Annotated in this window: 20 protein-coding genes and 1 other RNA gene; 11 read left to right on the top strand and 10 right to left on the bottom strand. The window is 32.1% G+C overall.

Annotation, left to right across the window (positions count from 1 at the left end):
- Positions 1-15: 15 nt before the first annotated feature.
- From L3X39_RS09645 to L3X39_RS09635, 3 genes are all read right to left on the bottom strand, one after another.
- Entirely contained in the window at positions 16-342 is a 327-nt protein-coding gene (locus L3X39_RS09645; RefSeq protein WP_237231576.1) for a CCC motif membrane protein, read from the bottom strand.
- Positions 343-351: 9 nt separating this feature from the next.
- Entirely contained in the window at positions 352-627 is a 276-nt protein-coding gene (locus L3X39_RS09640; protein ID WP_237231575.1) for a DUF2752 domain-containing protein, read from the bottom strand.
- Positions 628-693: 66 nt separating this feature from the next.
- On the bottom strand, positions 694-2580 hold the full coding sequence (locus tag L3X39_RS09635) for a T9SS type A sorting domain-containing protein (protein ID WP_237231574.1): 1887 nt from the start codon (positions 2578-2580) through the stop codon (positions 694-696).
- Between the two features lie 169 nt (positions 2581-2749).
- Between L3X39_RS09635 and L3X39_RS09630 the strand changes: the two genes are divergently transcribed.
- Both L3X39_RS09630 and L3X39_RS09625 read left to right on the top strand, forming a co-directional pair.
- Complete coding sequence (locus L3X39_RS09630) at positions 2750-2944, top strand: LPXTG cell wall anchor domain-containing protein (RefSeq protein ID WP_237231573.1); 195 nt, start codon at positions 2750-2752, stop codon at positions 2942-2944.
- Positions 2941-3504, top strand: coding sequence for a DUF8465 domain-containing protein (locus L3X39_RS09625; protein WP_237231572.1), 564 nt, complete (start codon positions 2941-2943; stop codon positions 3502-3504). Before L3X39_RS09630 ends, L3X39_RS09625 begins: the two co-directional genes overlap by 4 nt.
- Here L3X39_RS09625 and L3X39_RS09620 read toward each other — a convergent pair.
- Positions 3497-4426 (bottom strand): hypothetical protein, encoded by a 930-nt coding sequence (locus L3X39_RS09620; protein WP_237231571.1) that lies wholly within the window; start codon positions 4424-4426, stop codon positions 3497-3499. The genes L3X39_RS09625 and L3X39_RS09620 overlap by 8 nt on opposite strands.
- 131 nt (positions 4427-4557) lie before the next feature.
- Between L3X39_RS09620 and L3X39_RS09615 the strand changes: the two genes are divergently transcribed.
- Together L3X39_RS09615 and L3X39_RS09610 are read left to right on the top strand one after the other, a co-directional pair.
- The gene (locus tag L3X39_RS09615) at positions 4558-5703 is read left to right on the top strand and encodes a cysteine desulfurase family protein (protein ID WP_237231570.1); all 1146 of its coding nucleotides are present in this window, start codon (positions 4558-4560) and stop codon (positions 5701-5703) included.
- 140 nt (positions 5704-5843) lie between these two features.
- Positions 5844-6587, top strand: coding sequence for a phage tail-like protein (locus tag L3X39_RS09610; RefSeq protein WP_237231569.1), 744 nt, complete (start codon positions 5844-5846; stop codon positions 6585-6587).
- 6 nt (positions 6588-6593) lie between these two features.
- Here the strand turns inward: L3X39_RS09610 and L3X39_RS09605 are convergent, their stop codons facing one another.
- Genes L3X39_RS09605 through L3X39_RS09590 form a run of 4 tightly spaced genes read right to left on the bottom strand, consistent with a single transcriptional unit; the run spans position 6594 to position 12490 of the window.
- On the bottom strand, positions 6594-7121 hold the full coding sequence (locus L3X39_RS09605; protein WP_237231568.1) for a PH domain-containing protein: 528 nt from the start codon (positions 7119-7121) through the stop codon (positions 6594-6596).
- A gap of 1 nt (position 7122) precedes the next feature.
- Positions 7123-8310 carry a retropepsin-like aspartic protease gene (locus L3X39_RS09600; protein WP_237231567.1) on the bottom strand — a complete coding sequence of 396 codons (1188 nt, stop codon included), beginning with the start codon at positions 8308-8310 and terminating at the stop codon, positions 7123-7125.
- A gap of 16 nt (positions 8311-8326) precedes the next feature.
- Positions 8327-10789 carry a TonB-dependent receptor gene (locus L3X39_RS09595; RefSeq protein WP_237231566.1) on the bottom strand — a complete coding sequence of 821 codons (2463 nt, stop codon included), beginning with the start codon at positions 10787-10789 and terminating at the stop codon, positions 8327-8329.
- Positions 10790-10801: 12 nt separating this feature from the next.
- Entirely contained in the window at positions 10802-12490 is a 1689-nt protein-coding gene (locus tag L3X39_RS09590) for a M23 family metallopeptidase (protein ID WP_237231565.1), read from the bottom strand.
- Between the two features lie 177 nt (positions 12491-12667).
- Here L3X39_RS09590 and L3X39_RS09585 point away from each other — a divergent pair, with 177 nt between their 5' ends.
- From L3X39_RS09585 to rny, 4 genes are all read left to right on the top strand, one after another.
- A complete protein-coding gene (locus L3X39_RS09585) occupies positions 12668-12958 on the top strand; it encodes a coiled-coil domain-containing protein (RefSeq protein WP_237231564.1) in 291 nt (96 codons plus the stop codon).
- Positions 12959-12973: 15 nt separating this feature from the next.
- Entirely contained in the window at positions 12974-13261 is a 288-nt protein-coding gene (locus L3X39_RS09580) for a cell division protein ZapA (protein WP_237231563.1), read from the top strand.
- A gap of 64 nt (positions 13262-13325) precedes the next feature.
- Positions 13326-13432: non-coding RNA, 6S RNA (gene ssrS / locus L3X39_RS09575), on the top strand.
- Positions 13433-13489: 57 nt separating this feature from the next.
- A complete protein-coding gene (gene rny, locus L3X39_RS09570; RefSeq protein ID WP_237231562.1) occupies positions 13490-15064 on the top strand; it encodes a ribonuclease Y in 1575 nt (524 codons plus the stop codon).
- A gap of 45 nt (positions 15065-15109) precedes the next feature.
- On the opposite strand, the gene xerD is transcribed toward rny, so the two are convergent.
- Positions 15110-16006 (bottom strand): site-specific tyrosine recombinase XerD, encoded by an 897-nt coding sequence (gene xerD / locus L3X39_RS09565; RefSeq protein WP_237231561.1) that lies wholly within the window; start codon positions 16004-16006, stop codon positions 15110-15112.
- Positions 16007-16237: 231 nt separating this feature from the next.
- On the opposite strand from xerD, the gene L3X39_RS09560 reads away from it, so the two are divergent.
- The 3 genes from L3X39_RS09560 to aroQ all read left to right on the top strand — a co-directional run bounded on the left by L3X39_RS09560 (position 16238) and on the right by aroQ (position 18203).
- Positions 16238-16804: a porin family protein gene (locus L3X39_RS09560; protein WP_237231560.1), complete on the top strand. Its 567-nt coding sequence runs from the start codon at positions 16238-16240 to the stop codon at positions 16802-16804.
- Positions 16805-17200: 396 nt separating this feature from the next.
- A complete protein-coding gene (locus tag L3X39_RS09555) occupies positions 17201-17707 on the top strand; it encodes a porin family protein (RefSeq protein WP_237231559.1) in 507 nt (168 codons plus the stop codon).
- A gap of 79 nt (positions 17708-17786) precedes the next feature.
- Positions 17787-18203, top strand: a complete 417-nt coding sequence (gene aroQ, locus L3X39_RS09550) for a type II 3-dehydroquinate dehydratase (protein WP_237231558.1) — start codon at positions 17787-17789, stop codon at positions 18201-18203.
- 89 nt (positions 18204-18292) lie between these two features.
- Here aroQ and lpdA read toward each other — a convergent pair whose 3' ends face one another.
- Positions 18293-19669 carry a dihydrolipoyl dehydrogenase gene (gene lpdA / locus L3X39_RS09545; protein WP_237231557.1) on the bottom strand — a complete coding sequence of 459 codons (1377 nt, stop codon included), beginning with the start codon at positions 19667-19669 and terminating at the stop codon, positions 18293-18295.
- Positions 19670-19812 lie beyond the last annotated feature (143 nt).

The raw sequence follows: 19812 nt of genomic DNA, 5'->3' as shown, positions 1-19812 counted from the left end.
TTAAAGTTTTAAATTTTATTGATTTTGCCATTGCTCCATCATCTCTTGAGACTGTTGCATCATTTCGTCCCATCCTACAGTTGAAATCGTATAGATAGCTCTAGCAAAGTATAATATGTTAATTATTAAAATAACTAAGGCTACAATTTTAGCTGTGTTCATAGCTTTAACACTAGCAGGTTCATAATTTTCTGGGTTAAGCTTTGCTTCTTTTAGCTTACTAAGTGCAATAAAAAATGCAATACCAGCAAGTATAAATCCTAAACCGCCAAAGCAGCAACATAAAAGACCTAAAATAGCCAAAACATAAACAATAGTTGGGTTGAGTTTTTGTTGTTCCATGTGTAATTTTTAAATGGTTAATTTTATAATATAGCTAATAACAATGGTAGCAACTGTAATAATAGCAAGTCCACCAATAACCATATTTGATTTTTTAAATTTAAAGAAAATATTTATTCCTATAGCAAGAAACAATGCAATTAAGCTATAAATGGCAGGATACATAAAAAAAGCCTCAACAAATTCGCCTTGAAAAATCAAGCTAATTGCACGCTGAATGCCACAACCCATACAATCAAAACCAAACAGTTTTTTGTTTAAACAAGGTAGCATATAATCTTCCATAAATAAAAAAATAGAAATAATATAAGCTAAAATACTAAAAGCGTATCAAGAAATAAACAGTAGAGTTTAATTATTTTTATTAGTGACAACCACCTTTTTAGTAATTACTTTGTTGTTTGAAGTTTCTACTTTTACAATGTAAATGCCATCAGCATACGATTTAGTTGAATAACTATATTTACGATTTTCTGAGTTTATGGTTTCAATAATAACACGTTTACCTGAAACATCAAACACACTAATATTTTTTAAAGAAAGGCGATTTGGGTTTGCTAACTTTAACTGTGCAGCGTTATTATTTTGAAATATTTTGAAGTTAGTAAAGGTGTTGTCAACAACATTCAATGCGCTTTTTGCAAAGGTAATTTCAAAACGGTCGTTATAAATACCTTCATCTAAAGTAACTTCATAGCTTCCATTTTTTATATCAGTATACGTGTTATTTTTATTATCAGAAACATAAATATTAACATTGTTTGGAACACTATTTAGTTTATGAATATTAACCCGAAACACCATATTATCATTACCAGCTTTTAGACCAAAAGGGATTCTTGTAGTTTCGTCATAATCGATTGATTTAATTGCCAAGGGTTCTCCGCTTGAAATTAAATACGCATCCGAACTTAGCTCATTAATACTTCTACCATCATAAAAACGATTATAAGTATTATTGTCTGGAGTGCTTGCTCTAAAAGCAATCACATTTTCTTTGTAAAATGTATTGTTAATTTGTGTGTGAAGTCTTATTTCTGGAACAATAGCAGGATTTTCGATAATAGTTTTATAATCAACCCCATTATGAGACATGATGGTCACTTTTTTATATTCAATCTCTTTAGTAGTTTTTGAATTTCCATTTTTAGAAAAAACCGATCCGTTTCCAGCAGGTGTTGAATCTTCAGGTAAATATACTCGCATAGAGTTGTCAAAAGTCGCATTGCCACCTAAGCCAAAACTTTGGATTATAAACCCTTGTCCAACGGCTGCATAGCGTCTGGAATTGTTCACACTAAAATCAGTTGTATTACCTGTGGTGGCACCATTAGTACTTCCATCACCATTATAATCTTCAAAAGGTGCTACCGTATATGTACCGTTATCAGCTAAATTTCCTAATGCACCTGGTGTATAAACGCCATATCCGCCTTCATAATCTGCTAGATAATGCGAGCTTTTTTGCTTTTGCTCCCAGAAGTATATTTCGCCACTCAAATTAGTTTGATTTGATACCGAATTAACAAAGAACAACTTTAAATCTAAAGCAGATGGATATGGGTTTCCAGTAAGGGTTTCAGCGGTGTTCGGAACTCCCGAAGCCGGTTGATTGTCAACACCGTCAAAGGCGCAACTTACGGTTATGGTTCCATTATTTGGTCTACCCCGAAAGTCTAAGACATTATTAGTATTCGGACTTCCTTTAAGTGTAAAGCCGTAGCCTGTTCCTAAGGCTGTTGTATTATAAATCTGGTTCCAGCTATAATATCCTTCACCATCTTGTAATGAATACATCCATTCGCTAGATAGCTCGGTGGCTGTTCCATTATATGCAGGTGTAAATGAGTAAGCGTTGGAATTTACATTGGTTAAATCGGTATCATCTTGAGGGTCATGAATATTAGAACCATCAAAATCTACATTGGCTTGTGTAATACCATCAGCGCTAACTCCTACTGGAGAACACCAAAAATTATATTCGTATATGTTTGTTGTTTGATTTTGATATATTGAAAGCTCACCAGCATCAGAGTTTTTAGTATCGGTATTCTGCAATAGTTGTGCATCACCCCTAAAATATAGATTGGATGTTGGTGTTTCCAGCCTAATGTCGTCATTAACAAAAACGACTACATCTCTAGCATAAACATAACTGTTATCTGCCACATATAAGTCTTGGCTAAAAGTTAAATTAGCCAAAAAGAATAATAATAGGGATATAATTTTTTTAGACATATAAGTTTTGGGGCACTTAAATATGACGCAAATGTATAGAATATTCATTGAAAAATCTAAAAAAAATGCATTTTAACGATTTTATAATGTATTTCATCGATTATTTGATTTTTGAAATGTTGTTAACGATTTGAATATTTAATGTAATTTCGTAGGATAAGAATTAATAATGAAATACTTAAACTATATATTAATTTTGGTGGGCGCAATTGTTGCCATATACGCTAAAACAGGAGCTAATCAAAACCAATACATACTCATTGGAGGTATAATTTTATTGATGATAGGGGTGTATAGAATTTCTAGAAACATACCTAGTAAGACGAATGATGATAATGACAATTCTGTAAATGATTCGTTATGACATTTAAAAAAGGAGATTATGTTTTGGTTTTAGATGAAGATTTGTCGGGCGTTGTAAAAAAAGTACTCGGTAATACTATTTCAATTGAAACGGAAGATGGATTTTTATTGGATTTTGACGTCAATGAGCTTGTTAAAAAAGAAGAAAAGCAGTCGTTAAAATCAAACTTATTTGCGCATGATAATTTGAATAAGGTAGTTTTAGAAAAAGAACAGCCAAATAAAAGAAAACAGATTAAAACAAAGGCTAAGGAACGATACGAGCCAACTATGGAAGTTGATTTGCATATAAATCAATTGGTTAAATCTTCAAAAGGAATGACCAACCATGACATGCTTACTCTTCAATTAGATACCGCACGTAGACAATTAGATTTTGCTATAAAAAAACGCATCCAAAAAATTGTGTTTATTCACGGAGTAGGTGAAGGTGTTTTGAAAACAGAGTTAGATTATCTTTTTGGGCGTTATGATAACATAAAGTTTTATGATGCCAGTTATCAAAAATATGGGTTAGGAGCTACTGAGGTTTATATCTATCAAAACAAGCCTGCTAATTAAAATCTGGAGTAACTTTTCTAGATTTAAAACTTGTTGGTATTTCACTGGCGTTTAAAATTCCGAAATCATATTCATCAAGAGATATTATAGTTAAATCAACGTCTGTAACAATTAATGTAACTAAATAGCTTTTAATAATAGTGTGCTCTCTGTAAGCTGTAGCAGAAACTGTAGTATTCACGTCAGGATTTAAATAATCGGCTCCAATTTCACTATTTGTTATGTCATTTGCAGGATTTTTATCCTGTGAATCGTTTTCTTCATCACGTGTTTTAACACCGTCGCCATCATCGTCATCATCTAAATAGTCTGGAGTTCCGTCGCCATCAGTATCTTGTGCATCACTCAAATCGCCATCGCCATTTGGGTCAGGGTTTTCGTTTACCGTTAAAATATTATCGCCATCATCATCGGCATCTATGTAATTTGGAAGTCCGTCGCCATCGGTATCATCATCCGTTAAATCACCGTTTCCATTTAAATCTTCCATAGCGGCAATAATACCATCATTATCATCTTCAGTCAAAACAGTTTTAATCGTAGCTATTCCACTCGTGCTTTCAATATCTTCGGTAAGTTGAACTTCAGAATTGGGAATATCGTTACAAAATAAATCGCTAGGCAATGTAGCATTACTATAGGTTCTATAATTAAAATGATTAGTGCCACTTATTGATATTGTATTCTCGTACTCATTATTGGCATCAACTTCAAGAATATCATCGATGGTAAGTCCAGAAACCACTAAAGATAGAGACTCTGACGGATCACTTTTTGTTTTATAAAACACTAAGCTTGAAACGCCTTCACAGGCTTCAAAAGTTTCATCAAAATCTAATTCAACAGTAATGATGTCACCATCATCACATGAAAATACTGTTAATAAACTTATGGATGAAAGAATAAAAAAAAGCTTTCGCATTGCATTTGGGTTTTGAGCAAAAATAATGGAATTGTTATTTATAACGTAGTTTATTGATAATAATTTTATTTCAAGTATTTTTGAATCGGATAAGCAACTTGAATAAGTTGAATTATATAAAAAACGAAATAATGAAGCCAGTATATTTTGATAATGCAGCAACAACACCCATGCGAGATGAGGTTGTTAACGCTATTACAGAAGTTATGAAAAATAATTTTGGAAATCCTTCATCTTCACATAGTTTTGGTCGTTCATCTAAATCTTTAATTGAACAATCTAGAAAAACTATTGCGGGTTATTTAAATGTGTCTGCGGGTGAAATTATTTTTACATCTGGTGGTACTGAGGCTGATAATTTGATTTTAAAAAGTGCCGTTAAAGATTTAAAAGTAACAAAAATCATTACGTCTAAGATTGAGCATCATGCCGTTTTGCATACTGTTGAAGCGCTTCAAAAAGATTTTAATATAACAGTAAATTATGTGAATATTGATAAAAAAGGACATATTGATTTTTCACATTTAGAGTCTTTATTACAAGGGTCTGAAAAAACACTGGTAAGTTTAATGCACGTTAATAATGAAATTGGGAATATTTTAGATTTAGAACGTGCCGCTACTTTAGCTAAGACTTATAATGCACTTTTTCATACCGACGCGGTACAATCGGTTGGGCATTATAAGATGGATTTACAAGATATTCCAGTTGATTTTTTAGTCGCAGCTGCTCATAAGTTTCATGGTCCAAAAGGTGTTGGTTTTGCTTTTATCAGGAAAAATTCATCTTTAAAGCCATTGGTATTAGGTGGTGAACAGGAGCGAGGGCTTAGAGCTGGTACTGAGAGTATACACAATATTGTAGGCTTAGAAAAAGCACTAAAATTGGCTTTCAATAATTTGACTAGCGAAATGCTTTATGTAAAGGAGTTAAAACAATACTTTATTAATAAAATAAAGACTGAAATTCCAGACGTAAAGTTTAACGGTGATTGTGTGAACGATGAAAAAAGCACATACACACTGGTAAATGTATGTTTACCCGTATTACCAGAAAAAGCATCTATGATGTTGTTTCAGTTAGATTTAAAAGGAATTGCTTGCTCAAAAGGAAGTGCTTGCCAAAGTGGAAGTTCTAAAAGTTCACATGTTTTAGCGGAAATTTTAAGTGAAGAAGATTTGCAAAAACCTTCGATTCGGTTTTCATTCAGTATTTATAACACTAAAGAAGAAATAGATTATGTGGTAGATGTTTTAAAGACATTTATAGAACATTAATTCCCCCTAAAGTTTTGTAATTCACAAGATAAAAATCATATTTTTCGGTTAAAAGGTATTTTTTGAAGTATTTTTTACATATTTTTGCACCATAAGTCTCACCACATATTAAACCCTAAATCCCTAAATCATAAAATGTTATGAGATTTTATAGTATTGCCTTATTGTTCTTTTTTATCTTCCAGACAAATGTAAATTCCCAAATAGGTATAGGTACTACAACACCCCATGCATCTTCAATTTTAGATATTACATCGACAACACAAGGTGTTTTAACCCCTAGAATGACAACTGCACAACGTACAGCCATAGCAACACCAGCGGATGGTCTATTGGTTTATGATACGGATGAGGATTCATTTTATTTTTACGATGGTGTAAGTTGGGTGAGACTTGGTGGAGGAAATAATAGTAATGATTATACAGGTTGGGGTGATTACGTTGATGGAGTTTACACTTCTGCAAGTCCTTTAACTCTTAGTGCGGGTAATAAGATAACTTTACCCAATAATGCAACTACTATAAGGGATAGTCAAAAACCGATCGATGTAACAGAATTTTATAATTCTACGAATTCTACAATAACAGGAAGAGATGGGGATGGTATAAATATAGTAATAGAATTCAAAATAAGACCAACAGCAAATCAGACAACCAAAATAACGGTGGCAATAGATATTGGAGCGCCTGTTGGAGAAATATACATTAGAGACTTTATAACCTCCAAAGGTGTTGGGGTCGAACACTATTACTTAAGTTCTTTTTCAGGCTACACTTTAGGTACTTGGGAAACTAATGGAGGTACGGTTAAAATCGAGTCAGATTATTCTGCCGAAATTTATGATATAAGATATGTAATAACAAGAACCCACAAAGCAAGGTAGTATTACTTATTTTTTAATTTCATTTAAAAGATCTCTTATTTCCTCTAATAAAATATTAGTTTTCTCACTTGTTGAAATAGATTGGCTATTTTCTTTAGAACGAGATTGAATTACTTCTCTTTGATTTAAAACAGCTTCTTTAAATTCTTGAGCATCCACAATTCCAACTAATTTCATATCACTTCCTTTAGGATTGCTTTGTCCCGCAGTTTCAATTTTTAAAATGCGTAAATCAAGATATTTCAACAGGGGATTTTCAATAAAGGTTAAATCTTGTATGTTTTCCAGCGGAATAGTTTTTTCGACTCTAAATAGCACTCCTTTTTTAAATTCCAAATGCCTATTATTTAACTGGCATTCTAAGTTTTCGTAATAGCGTTTACTTATATATTGCCCTAAACCTAAAAACCAGATAATTAAAATAGGAATGCTTATTATGGTAATGAGTAGGAGTAATGAAACTACTATTAAAATATAGGTTTTAATATTTGGGCTAAATACTGCTTTTTTAATTATAGTGGTTTCTAACTTCATTTTATATCTTTTCTAATTCCATTTTAGTGATTTCCCCATTTTTGTTTTTAAAAACAATATTCAAAACATCACTATTCTTAAAAATGGACTTTTTATTAATAAAATTACAAATTTCTTGATTTTGAACATCAATCCCATTTACCTCAATAATTTCATCACCAAATTCAATTTTTTCTTTGAGCAATTCGTCCCAAATAAAGCCAACAACAAGCTTATTGTTTTCAATGGTTGGAGTAAAACCTAAAAGTTTTTCATCCAAATTATCAACAGACTGAAAAGGTTGAAAATAAAAAACCTCTTTGGAGAAATTTAAGGTTACAGTTCCATATTTTAGAATATCGGAACCAATTCTAGAGTTATCATCGTCTCCAGTTGTTGTAACGACATTTTTTAAAATGTGATTATTTACTTTTAGTTGAGGTATTTTTAAAAGATACTGCTCACTTTTATCTGCAATACCAAACATACCAACACTAGAAGACCCATAACTTTTTGAAAGAATTTTAGCTATTTTCTTTTCTTTAAGGACGTTGTAATTTGTTTTACATAGGTCGTAAAAACCACTTGCTCCTGTATCAAATAAAAGACTTTCTGTCCCAGAATCTTCTCCTATTAACTTTATAGAAATATAAGGGCTGCTTTGTTTTCCAACTAGCAGTAATTTTGAAGCGTGTTCTTTTTTTAGGTTTAATTTTTTAGAATCATTTGTAAGAATCAGCAACTTATTTTTAGATTGTATTTGAATAATAGATTTTCTCAATAAGTTGCTACCAATAATACCATCAATATTGAAACATTCAAACACTAGATTGTTTTCACCCTCAAACACTAATGCAGATGAGTTTTTAAATGATAAAGTGCCAATAGTTAATCTTGGTATAGAGGCAAGTTCCATACGTTGCTTTTTCTGATTAGCATCAGTAACCGAAATAATTTTAACTGATTTGGAAGCTATTTTTTTCCAAAGATCTTTTGAAATAAGATTTGGCGCTCCCGTATCAAAAAGAAAACGATAAACGACGCCTTCAATAGTAACTGGAATAATTATTTTTCCATTTACATCTTCATATTTTATTTCAGTATAATAGTTTCTTGTTGATGGAGTCCCAGTTTTAAAATAAAAATTTTGTCCATAAGAAAGGTGAATGAAAATTATTGAAAAACATAAGTTTATGATAATTTTATTCATTATTCAGAAATATAAATTAAAACTTCATTGTAGTTCTCACATTAAACACTCGTGGTGTTAAGTAATTAGGAATGGCGTATTGACGTTTGCTATAAACGTCGCGTACCCAAGTATTAGTAATAGAGTTTTGTACATCAAAAATATTAAAGATTTCAAAACCTAAAGAGAGCTCCTTAAATGGTTTTTTCCACCCCCTTTTAAATTGTTTTTTATCGTCGACTAAAACCAACTGTAATCCTAAATCGGCTCGTTTATAATCCGGCAACCTATTCTGGTATTCGTACGGATCGGCATAACTAGGAGAGCCTCCTGGCAACCCTGTGTTATATACTAAGTTTAAGTATAGTTTTAAGTTAGGAACGTTTGGCACATAATCTTGAAATAAAGCGGCAAACTTTAATCGTTGGTCTGTAGGACGCGAAATATAACCTCTGTTATTAATGTTTTCTTCTGTTTTTAAATACCCAAAGCTAAACCACGATTCTGTACCAGGAACAAATTCTCCATTTAAGCGCAAATCTAAGCCGTATGCATAAGCTTTTGCATTATTAGAAGCTCGATACCTGATTCTGACGTTTTCTAAGGTATAAGGATTAACATCGCTTAGGTTTTTATAATACAATTCTGATGTTAACTTAAAAGGTCTGTCCCACATTTTAAAGCTATAATCGTTTCCTAAAACCACATGAAATGATTTTTGAGCTTTTACATTAGGTTGAACAGTTCCGCTTGAGTCACGTAGTTCTCTATAAAAAGGTGGTTGGTAGTACAAACCTGTCGCAACCCTAAATAACATATCCTTGTCCCAATCTGGTTTTATAGCGAATTGTCCTCGCGGGCTAAACACCATTTGGTTTGAAGATGAAATACCATCACCATTTACTGACCAATTATGAACGCGAACACCAGCATTGTACCAAACATCACTGCTACCAATCATACTGCGTTTACTCCACTGTGCATAAGCTTGCAGTCTATTAATTTGGGTATTATTGGTTGCCCGAACGTTTGTAAAGGGTTCTAATGGACCACTATAAGGAACATAAGGTTGTTCGTTTATTGGTATTGCTCTCGGAGGTCTTATTGAAAAACCTGCCGAATCAATAACTTCCCATTCTATTAAACGATCACGAATATCTTCATTGGTATATTTTACCGACCATTCAATACGGTTATCTTTAATTTTGAAATCACCTTTATGTTCAATGTTGGTGATTAGTGCATCCAAGTCGTTTCTACCGTGATTTAATTGACTACCAATACCTTCGCTAAATTCAACGTCACCTAAATTTTCATCGCCAATATTGGTGTTAACTTCACCAAGTCGGTATTGTGCCAAAATATCAAAATACTCTTCTTCAGTGGTGTGATATGTTGATGCAATTAAATGAAGTGTTAAATCATCATTCGCAAAATAAGATCCTTTAAATGCTCCAAACAATGTCTGATATCTATCTTTTTCTTGACCTTGATAAAAAACCAATAGAGCAACAGGATCGGTAAGCGTTCCAAAATTAGTTTGACGTGTTTGTGGCTCGTAGTTATATTTATTCAGAGAGGCATTTCCTAAAAAACTCAAATGAAATTTATTTGAGAATTTATAAGTAAAATAGCCTTGGATATCGGCAAAAGAAGGTTTAAAATTGGTTTCTGTTTCTTTGGCATTTACTAATAAACTATTATCACGGTAACGAAGACCTACAATACCTGAAAATTTTGAGTCTTTACTGATATTTTCAACCGACAAACTGCCACCAAGTAAACTTAAATCAGCATTCACTTCAAATTGATAAGGGTTTTTGTAAGTGATATCTAAAACAGAAGATAACTTATCACCATACTTGGCCTGAAAACCACCTGCTGAAAAATCAACATTTTGAACCATATCGGTATTTACAAAACTCAAGCCTTCTTGTTGTCCTGAACGTACTAAAAACGGACGATACACTTCAATACCATTCACGTATACCAAGTTTTCATCATAATTTCCACCTCTTACAGAATATTGAGTACTGAGTTCGTTATTGTTGCTCACTCCTGGAAGTGTTAAAAGTAGATTCTCAACACCGGCGTTTGCACCAGGAATTTTTCTTATAGTTTCTGGCTTTAAAGTAATAATACCTTCAACTTCTTTCCGTCTATTATTGGTTACCACCACGGTTCCGATTTGCTCTACAGTCAATTTCATAACAGGATTAAACTCATAGGCTTCACCATTTTTCAAATTAAAAGTAGCAACCACTTTTTTGTGTGAAAGATGCGTGAATTCTATACTGATATCTTTGTTTGCAGTAATATTTAAAATATAAAAACCATTCTCGTTTGTTTGAGTTCCACTAGTTTCGGTTTTTATATTAACGTTTTCAAGAGGTTGATTGTTTTCGTCTAAAATAACACCCTTAACTGTTGCGGTTTGAGAAAAACCAATGGTTATAAAGGCAAGAAGCAGAATGGTGGTTAGTACAAGTTTAGCTCTCAAAAGTTGTAAAGTTTATTTTCGATAAAATAACGCTTCAAAAGTAGAATTATTTCCAACATTATCGGTTACAATTACCTTTAAATTGTTTTTTGTATCAGTTATTACGCCATCATTAAAATCGTGTGTAAGTGTTTTAGTTTTGTAATCGTACTCCATTAAAATCCACTTTCCATTTACAGTAGCTCTATAATTTGAAACTCCTGAACCTTCATCATCAATTTCTACTTTTAAATATCTATAATTACTAAGCCATTGTTCATTTTTAAAATTAACAGGCTTAATAGTTGGATTAATTGTGTCGGTTGCTAGGTTATAAGTACCTAAGACTTTTGAATAAGCGGTTAAAGTGTTTCCATTTCTCTTAGTATAGGTGTAAATAGGATAGTTTTTTCTGTAACCTACCAATCGAGCAATGTAAAGTTTGTTCTTATCCTCATTTGTATAATTGCTAACATCATAATTAATATTGAAACTTTTTCTAGTTGGAACAATATCGTCGTGTAAAATGAGCGTATCGTTATTTACTTCAAAATCCATATAAAAATCTTCATAAAAAGTATCTTTATAGATGTTTACTGTAACATTTCCTTTGTTTAAATTTGTAGTTTGGTCTGCTTTTATAAAGTAAGGTGTTGTTTTTATTTTTACAGGTTCAGAAATGGTATTTGTTGCTCCTTTAATGTTTAATGTTACCCAAGTTTCGTTGTTTTTATAATCGGCTATTCTAATTTTATAAACTGTATTGGTGCTATCGGCAATTGTTAAAAAGCCATCTTTTATAGTTGATTTATACAGACTTAAAGGACTATTTTTAATGAATAATTTTTGAATGCGTTTCTTTTTCTCAGAATAATGTTCGTAATCAATTAACTGATTTATGTGTTTTGTTTCATCAAATGAGAAGCGTTTGAAATCTATTTCAAAATTTCTATTACCATTAACAAAAGTTTGGATATTATAAACACCATTAGAGTTGGCTGCCAAATCTTGTCTATCGTTAGTTTCAATTCCAAAACCTATGGTTCCAATAGCTTCAATTCCTTCTACTGCATAATCACCATTTTTTAAGGGAATTAGCCTTAATTCCTGCTTTTTATTCATTTTGTTTATTGAGGAATTTTCATCTAGTGGATAGGCGTAAATTGATTTTACGATGGGTGTTGTTGTATCTTTTATATCAATACCAAAAAGCATTGGGTTTATAGGGCGTTCTTCCTTGTCTCGAATTTCATAATGCAAATGCGGACCACCAGAACCTCCCGTATTACCACTATATGCTACGATGCTATCTTTTGTAACAGGTAAAACTTCAGGATTTGGGAACATTTCAACTTCATATGATTCTTTATCATATTGCTGTTTTTTAACATACGCTTCAATTTCTGGAGAGAACTTTTGCAAATGAGCATATACGGTAGTGTATCCGTTGGGGTGGGTTATATATAAAGCTTTTCCGTAACCAAAGTGTGATACTTTTATTCTACTTACAAAACCACTAGCAGAAGCTTTAACCTTTAAACCGGTTCGTTGCTGCGTTTTTATATCCAATCCAGAATGAAAATGATTAGACCGCAATTCTGCAAAGGTGCCTGATAAAATTAACGGAATTTCAAGCGGACTGCTAAAATAATCTTGCGGGTAATTATTTTGAGCGCTAGAAAATAATGGTAAAACTAAAAGTAGGGACAGGATTAATCTCATAAAAATCTATCTATGGCTAAAGTATTAATTTGATGTGAATATGCAAAGCTTTATACAAAAATCAAACCAGACTAGTGTTTATGGGTATAAATAAATGATTTTAAAATTTTATGAAAAAACAATTGTAATTTATGGCTAGGTATGTTAACTTTGTGATATAAGTATTGAAATTTGTAAATGAGTAATATTGAAGATATTGTAGATTCATTAGAAAACAAGATTAGTAAGGTATTACACAAGTTAGAGCTTTTAAAGCTTGCCAATTTGAAATTAAATGAAGAATTAGAAGTTTCTCAGCAAGAAATTTTAACTCATAAGGAGCAAATTACAGATTGGGAAGAAAAGTACGAAGCCCTAAAAATGGCAAATACGATACTTGGTAGTGACGATAATAAAAGAGAAACTAAGCTTAAAATAAACGCATTAATTCGGGATATAGATCATTGTATTGGTCAACTTTCAGATTAAGGCAACATAAATTACATGTCAGAAAAGCTTAAAATAAAGCTATCTATAGCTAACAGAGTATATCCTTTAACGATTGAGCCTCATCAAGAAGAAGGATTGCGTAAAGCAGCTAAGAACATAGAATTTATGATAAAGCAATTTGAGCAAAGTTATTCTGTTCGAGATAAACAAGATGTATTAGCCATGTGTGCTTTACAATTTGCTTCTCAAGTTGAACAGAAGTCTATTGATAAAGCAACAGTTAATGAGCATGTTGAAGCTAAAATAAAGGCTTTAAATGAATTATTGCAATCGCATATTTAGTCTCTTGTACGTTCTTTAAAATAAACTAAAAGTTACTGCCTACATTAGTTATTTTTTTTGATAAACTCAACGTTAATTCTTTAAAAAGGGTGAGTTTAAGTTGTAAAAGCAGGCTGCCTTGAGCAGATCCTTGATCAGCTTGTTAGCCCTAAACTTGTTTTTAAGGGGTTTATACAAAACTCTAAACTGATGTAGGCTTTTTTATATACTAAAATCAACTAAATAAGGATGGATAACTCAATTATATTTGCAGTAGGGGGTGTTGTTTTAGGGCTAATTATTGGCTTTATAATAGCAAAAACACTCGAAAAAAATAATGCTTCAAAACTTGTAAAAGAAGCTAAAAAAAGTGCCACATTAATATTAAAACAGGCGAATAGTGAAGGCGAGAGCATAAAAAAAGACAAAATACTTCAGGCCAAAGAAAAATTTTTAGAGCTTAAGGCAGAACACGAAAAGGTAATTTTAGATCGTGATAAAAAAATGTCGGATGCCGAAAAGCGTACACGCGATAAAGAATCTCAAATATCTAATGAACTTTCTAAGAGTAAAAAGCTTAACGATAGCTTAGAAAGTAAAATAAAAGATTATAATCATAGACTAGATGTTATTGAGAAAAAGCAAGAAGAACTTGATAAACTTCATAAAAGTCAGGTACAACAATTAGAAGTAATTTCTAGCCTTTCTGCAGAAGAGGCCAAAGAACAGTTAGTCGAATCTTTAAAAGGTGAGGCTAAAAATGATGCCATGGCTTACATTCAAAGTTCCTTAGAAGAAGCAAAATTAACTGCTGAACAAGATGCTAAAAAGATTATAATAAATACGATTCAACGCATTGGAACAGAAGAGGCGGTAGATAATTGCGTGTCCGTTTTTAATATTGAATCGGATGATGTAAAAGGGCGCATCATTGGTCGTGAAGGTAGAAATATTCGTGCTATAGAAGCCGCAACTGGTGTTGAAATTATAGTTGATGATACGCCTGAAGCCATTATATTATCTTGTTTTGATTCTGTACGACGCGAAATTGCTCGCTTATCATTACATAAACTAGTTACAGATGGTAGAATACATCCTGCTAGAATTGAGGAGGTTGTTGAGAAAACTAAAAAACAAATCGAACAGGAGATTATTGAGGTAGGAAAGAGGACCGTTATTGATTTAGGTATACATAACCTCCATCCGGAGCTTATCAAAATGGTGGGTAGAATGAAATATCGTTCGTCTTACGGACAGAACTTATTACAACACTCACGTGAAGTTGCAAAACTTTGTGGTGTGATGGCAGCTGAATTAGGGTTAAACCCAAAATTAGCAAAACGTGCAGGTTTATTACACGATATAGGTAAAGTACCAGATGCTGAAGCAGATATGGAAACTCCTCATGCAATTCTAGGAATGCAATGGGCAGAAAAGTTTGGTGAAAAGGATGATGTTTGTAACGCTATTGGAGCGCATCACGATGAAATTGAAATGAAGTCATTGTTAGCGCCAATAATCCAAGTTTGCGATGCTATTTCAGGTGCACGTCCTGGTGCGCGTCGTCAAGTTTTAGATAGTTATATTCAACGTTTGAAAGACTTAGAAGATATCGCTTTTGGTTTCACTGGTGTAAAAAAAGCCTATGCTATTCAAGCAGGTAGAGAGTTGCGCGTGATTGTAGAAAGTGAAAAAGTTGATGACCAAAAAGCGGCAGACTTATCGTTTAGTATTTCGCAAAAAGTACAAACGGACATGACCTATCCAGGGCAAGTAAAGGTTACTGTAATTAGAGAAACGCGTGCCGTTAATATTGCTAAATAGGTAGTTAAAAATTCTTGAATTAAAATCCAGCAATCGCTGGATTTTTTATTTTCTTGGATGAAATTGCTCTACCACTTTGGTTAAATGGCTTTTATCTAAATGAACATATATTTCAGTAGTCGTAATACTTTCATGTCCTAACATTAATTGTATAGAACGTAAGTCGGCATTATTTTGAAGAAGATGTGTTGCAAATGAATGTCTGAATGTATGTGGTGATATACTTTTCTTTAATCCTATTTTTTCAGCGAGTTGTTTTATAATAGTAAAAATCATTGCACGAGTTAGTTTCTTGCCTCTACGGTTTAAAAACAGTGTATCTTCATAACCGGCTTGAATATTTAAATGGTTTCTAACTTCATGTCTATAAATGTTGATGTATTTCTGAGTAATTTCTACAATAGGAACAAAGCGTTGTTTATCTCCCTTACCAGTAACTTTTATAAACCCTTCATCAAAAAATAAATCCGATATTTTAAGGTTTATAAGTTCACTAACGCGCAAACCACATCCGTATAAAGTTTCTAGCATCGCCCTATTGCGCTCGCCTTCAGGTTTACTTAAATCTACAGCGCCAATTATTTTATCTATTTCTACTTCTGATAAAGTATCAGGAAGTTTTCTGCCTATTTTAGGAGACTCTATCAAATCTAAAGGATTGTTTTTTATATAGTCTTCAAAAACTAGGTAATTGAAGAAACTTCGTAATCCTGAAATAATGCGAGATTGAGATCTAGCATTAACTTTTTTTGCAATTTCATAAATAAACTCTTGAATGGTTTCTGTTGATATTGAGGTAGGAGACACCACAATATCATTAGTTTCTAAAAACGTAGTCAACTTTTGAACATCATTGGTATAACTGCTTATGGAGTTTTTTGATAATCCACGCTCAATTTGTAAATACAATTGATAATCCTTAAGTGCATTTTGCCATTTCATATGTGTAAAAATAGCATAATTTGGGGTTCAATTTTTTATTAAGAATGTATTTTATTAAAATATTCCAGAGAGGCTTTAGACCTCTATTTTTTTGAACCATATTTTACTAAGTTCTAATTATAAATTTCGTTTAAAAGTAAATATTTGAATCGTTGTTTTTTAATTCAGTTTGTTTTTATCATATTAAAACATTAAATTTATTGATATTAATCAACTAAAAATCAGCTTATTATGAAATGTAAATTTATTGTTTTGATTTTTGCTGCTTTAACTTTATCTAGTTGCTTTTGCACAAAAGGTATTAAAGCAGGTGTGAATTTTTCTTCTTTTTCTGGAGAAAATACTGAAGACTTAAGTTCTAGAACAGGTTTTCATGTTGGAGGTTATGGTAGGTTTTGCATAGATGAAGATGGTAATTTGGCAATCCAGCCAGAGATACTATTTTCTACTCAAGGTGCAAATTACGATGATGGCTTTGATGAAGGTTCATTTAATTTAAATTATTTTAATGTACCTGTATTAGCACAACTTAAATTATCTGATGAGTTTTATGTCGAGGCAGGACCACAATTTGGATTTTTATTGAGTGCTAAAGATAAATATGATTCTGGTGAAGAAGATATAAAAGACGATGTCAATTCATTTGATTTCAGCGGTAATGTCGGGTTAGGTTATCAATTTGATAGTGGATTAAACTTGAATGCTCGTTATAATATGGGGTTCTCTGAGGTTCCAGATATAAACAACTTAAATTGGAAAAATGGTGTATTTCAGGTTTCAATTGCATTTTCTTTTTAAAAAACAATTTTAAATTTAAAAGACCGAAGCTAATCTTCGGTTTTTTTTATTTCATAATAAGATATTTATTAAAAGAATGTAAGAAGAAAATTATTTTCATGCCAGTTTTTCTTTTTAAAAAACTAAATTTTGTTTGGTGTTTGATTAAATAGCACATATAGTTTAATAGAAAAGAAAATTAATTCTAACTATTGCAATTGTAGTTTGTGGACATAAAACGCGGAGATACCACGGAATCATTAGTTTATATAAGAGCAATCAATTTCTCAACATCAGTTGTGTAAATTTTGATAGAGTTTTTTTTAAATCAAATGTTAAAATAATAGTTAAAATTTAATATTTATTAATAAAAATATCATTCATTTGCACAATCAAAAACATTTAATACCTAAAATTATGAAAAAACCATTTTTATTGTTAATTATTACGGTATTTTCAATTACCGTAGGTTATGCGCAAAGCTTTGGGCTAAAAGCTGGAGCAGATTTTGCCTCAGTAAAATTTAAAGCTGAAGGTGAAAATATTTCAACGTCAGAAACTGGCTTCTATATTGGAGCTTTTACCGAAATTGAGGCTTCAGAATCATTTACGTTTCAGCCTGAGTTGCTTTTTGTTTCAGTTGAAGATTTAAATTTTATTGCTATTCCTTTAATGGCTAAATTTCCAGTTGCGGAACAGTTTAACATTCTTGCTGGACCAAGTTTAGGTTTTTTATTAGACACAGAGGAGGGTGAAAAATCTTTTAATTTTGGGGTTGAGGCAGGTGTAGCATATGATATATCTGAAAAGTTCTTTGTTGAGGCCAGATATAATTTAGGGTTAGCTAACTTAATTGAAGACGCTCCAAGTGGATATTCTGTAAAACTTAATGGTTTTTTTGCAGGTTTAGGGTATAAGTTTTAAAATACATCCTGCTTAATTTATAAAAATAGGAGCTTTTATGCTCCTATTTTTATATCTTATTTTTAATATATTTACCAGCATGAAAAAGCTATCCATCATAAACGGTCCTAATTTAAACTTACTTGGTAAACGAGAACCAGCAATTTATGGCAGTTTGTCCTTTACCGAGTTTTTAGAAGAAATTAAAGAGAAGTACCCTAACATTAAAATTGATTACTTCCAATCTAATATTGAAGGTGAAATTATTAACAAATTACATGAAGTAGGATTTAGCTATGATGGTATTATTTTAAATGCTGCGGCGTATACCCATACTTCTGTAGGTATTGGTGATGCAGTAAAAGCCATAGAAACGCCAGTGGTTGAAGTACATATATCTAATACGTTTAATAGAGAAGAATTTAGGCATCAGTCCTTTATTTCTCCTAATGCAAAAGGGGTTATTTTGGGCTTTGGTTTACAGAGTTATGAATTAGCCATACAAAGTTTTATTTAGACTATTAACTCTCGTAAATTTTAAACATAAAAAAAGTTCCAGAAATTTCTGGAACTTTTTGCTTTTATATAGTTGTATAAATATATCTATTATAAGTGGATTACTTCGTCATAAGCATCAGCAACAGCTTCCATAACGGCTTCACTCATTGTTGGATGTGGATGAACTGCTTTTAAAACTTCGTGTCCGGTAGTTTCAAGTTTTCTACCTAAAACGGCTTCGGCAATCATATCTGTTACACCCGCACCAATCATATGGCAACCTAACCACTCTCCATATTTGGCATCAAAAATCACTTTTACAAAGCCATCTTTATTTCCACCTGCACTTGCTTTACCAGAAGCAGAAAACGGAAATTTACCAACTTTTATATCCAAGCCTTTTTCCTTAGCTTGTTTTTCAGTTAAACCAACGCTAGCAATTTCAGGTGAACAATATGTACATCCAGGGATATTACCATAATCCAACGATTCAACATGCATACCAGCAATTTTTTCAACACAAAGTATTCCTTCCGCAGAAGCAACGTGTGCTAATGCTTGGCCTGGAGTTACATCACCAATAGCATAATAACCTGGGATGTTAGTTTGATAAAAATCGTTTACAATTATCTTGTCTCTATCCACAACAATACCAACATCTTCTAAACCAATGTTTTCAATATTTGTTTTAATTCCTACGGCACTTAAAATAATATCAGCTTCTAAAACTTCTTCACCTTTACTTGTCTTTACTGTAGCTTTAACACCTTTTCCAGAAGTATCTACTTTAGTAACTTCTGCAGAAGTCATAATATTAATTCCAGACTTTTTAAATGAACGTTCTAATTGTTTTGATACATCTTCATCCTCAACAGGAACCACATTCGGTAAAAACTCAACAATAGTTACCTCAGTACCCATTGAGTTATAGAAATAAGCAAATTCAACACCAATAGCCCCAGAACCAACAACAATCATTTTCTTTGGCTGCTTTTTTAAACTCATAGCTTCTCTATAACCAATAACTTTTTCACCATCTTGCGGTAAACTAGGTAATTCACGAGAACGTGCACCTGTGGCAATTATAATATTATCAGCGCTATATTCAGTCCCATCAACTTCTACCTTTTTTCCTGGTTTTAGTTTTCCAAAGCCATTAATAACATCAATTTTGTTCTTTTTCATTAGAAATTGAACACCTTTACTCATGCCATCTGCAACACCACGACTACGTTTTACAACAGCGTCAAAATCGTGTTTTGCCTCTTTCACGTTTAAACCGTAATCTTCAGCATGCTTAAGATATTCAAAAACTTGAGCGGACTTTAAGAGTGCTTTTGTTGGAATACAGCCCCAATTTAAACATACACCGCCTAAATTTTCTTTTTCAACAATAGCGGTTTTAAAACCTAATTGTGATGCTCTGATTGCAGTAACATAACCACCAGGACCACTTCCAAGAACAATAATATCGTATTTACTCATGTGTTAAATTTTAGGTTACGAATTTACGAAATCGATTTTTAAAAAAGAATTTAGAATCTGATAAATCGAAAAAAAATATTGATGTTATATTTTTATTTTGACATTCTTGTGAATAATGAAATCTATCTGGGTTTTACTACCTT

The sequence above is a fragment of the Flaviramulus multivorans genome (genome assembly GCF_021728415.1).
Taxonomy (GTDB): Bacteria; Bacteroidota; Bacteroidia; order Flavobacteriales; family Flavobacteriaceae; genus Sabulilitoribacter; species Sabulilitoribacter multivorans.
This window is presented reverse-complemented; position numbering and strand designations above follow the sequence as displayed.

Coding starts and splice junctions, on each gene's coding strand:
- L3X39_RS09600 (WP_237231567.1), bottom strand. CDS start 8,310: ATGAATAAAATTATCATAAACTTATGTTTTTCAATAATTTTCATTCAC.
- L3X39_RS09645 (WP_237231576.1), bottom strand. CDS start 342: ATGGAACAACAAAAACTCAACCCAACTATTGTTTATGTTTTGGCTATT.
- L3X39_RS09580 (WP_237231563.1), top strand. CDS start 12,974: ATGTCAGAAAAGCTTAAAATAAAGCTATCTATAGCTAACAGAGTATAT.
- L3X39_RS09625 (WP_237231572.1), top strand. CDS start 2,941: ATGACATTTAAAAAAGGAGATTATGTTTTGGTTTTAGATGAAGATTTG.
- L3X39_RS09590 (WP_237231565.1), bottom strand. CDS start 12,490: ATGAGATTAATCCTGTCCCTACTTTTAGTTTTACCATTATTTTCTAGC.
- L3X39_RS09630 (WP_237231573.1), top strand. CDS start 2,750: ATGAAATACTTAAACTATATATTAATTTTGGTGGGCGCAATTGTTGCC.
- L3X39_RS09555 (WP_237231559.1), top strand. CDS start 17,201: ATGAAAAAACCATTTTTATTGTTAATTATTACGGTATTTTCAATTACC.
- L3X39_RS09585 (WP_237231564.1), top strand. CDS start 12,668: ATGAGTAATATTGAAGATATTGTAGATTCATTAGAAAACAAGATTAGT.
- rny (WP_237231562.1), top strand. CDS start 13,490: ATGGATAACTCAATTATATTTGCAGTAGGGGGTGTTGTTTTAGGGCTA.
- L3X39_RS09605 (WP_237231568.1), bottom strand. CDS start 7,121: ATGAAGTTAGAAACCACTATAATTAAAAAAGCAGTATTTAGCCCAAAT.
- xerD (WP_237231561.1), bottom strand. CDS start 16,006: ATGAAATGGCAAAATGCACTTAAGGATTATCAATTGTATTTACAAATT.
- L3X39_RS09620 (WP_237231571.1), bottom strand. CDS start 4,426: ATGCGAAAGCTTTTTTTTATTCTTTCATCCATAAGTTTATTAACAGTA.
- L3X39_RS09640 (WP_237231575.1), bottom strand. CDS start 627: ATGGAAGATTATATGCTACCTTGTTTAAACAAAAAACTGTTTGGTTTT.
- L3X39_RS09610 (WP_237231569.1), top strand. CDS start 5,844: ATGAGATTTTATAGTATTGCCTTATTGTTCTTTTTTATCTTCCAGACA.
- L3X39_RS09635 (WP_237231574.1), bottom strand. CDS start 2,580: ATGTCTAAAAAAATTATATCCCTATTATTATTCTTTTTGGCTAATTTA.
- aroQ (WP_237231558.1), top strand. CDS start 17,787: ATGAAAAAGCTATCCATCATAAACGGTCCTAATTTAAACTTACTTGGT.
- L3X39_RS09560 (WP_237231560.1), top strand. CDS start 16,238: ATGAAATGTAAATTTATTGTTTTGATTTTTGCTGCTTTAACTTTATCT.
- lpdA (WP_237231557.1), bottom strand. CDS start 19,669: ATGAGTAAATACGATATTATTGTTCTTGGAAGTGGTCCTGGTGGTTAT.
- L3X39_RS09615 (WP_237231570.1), top strand. CDS start 4,558: ATGAAGCCAGTATATTTTGATAATGCAGCAACAACACCCATGCGAGAT.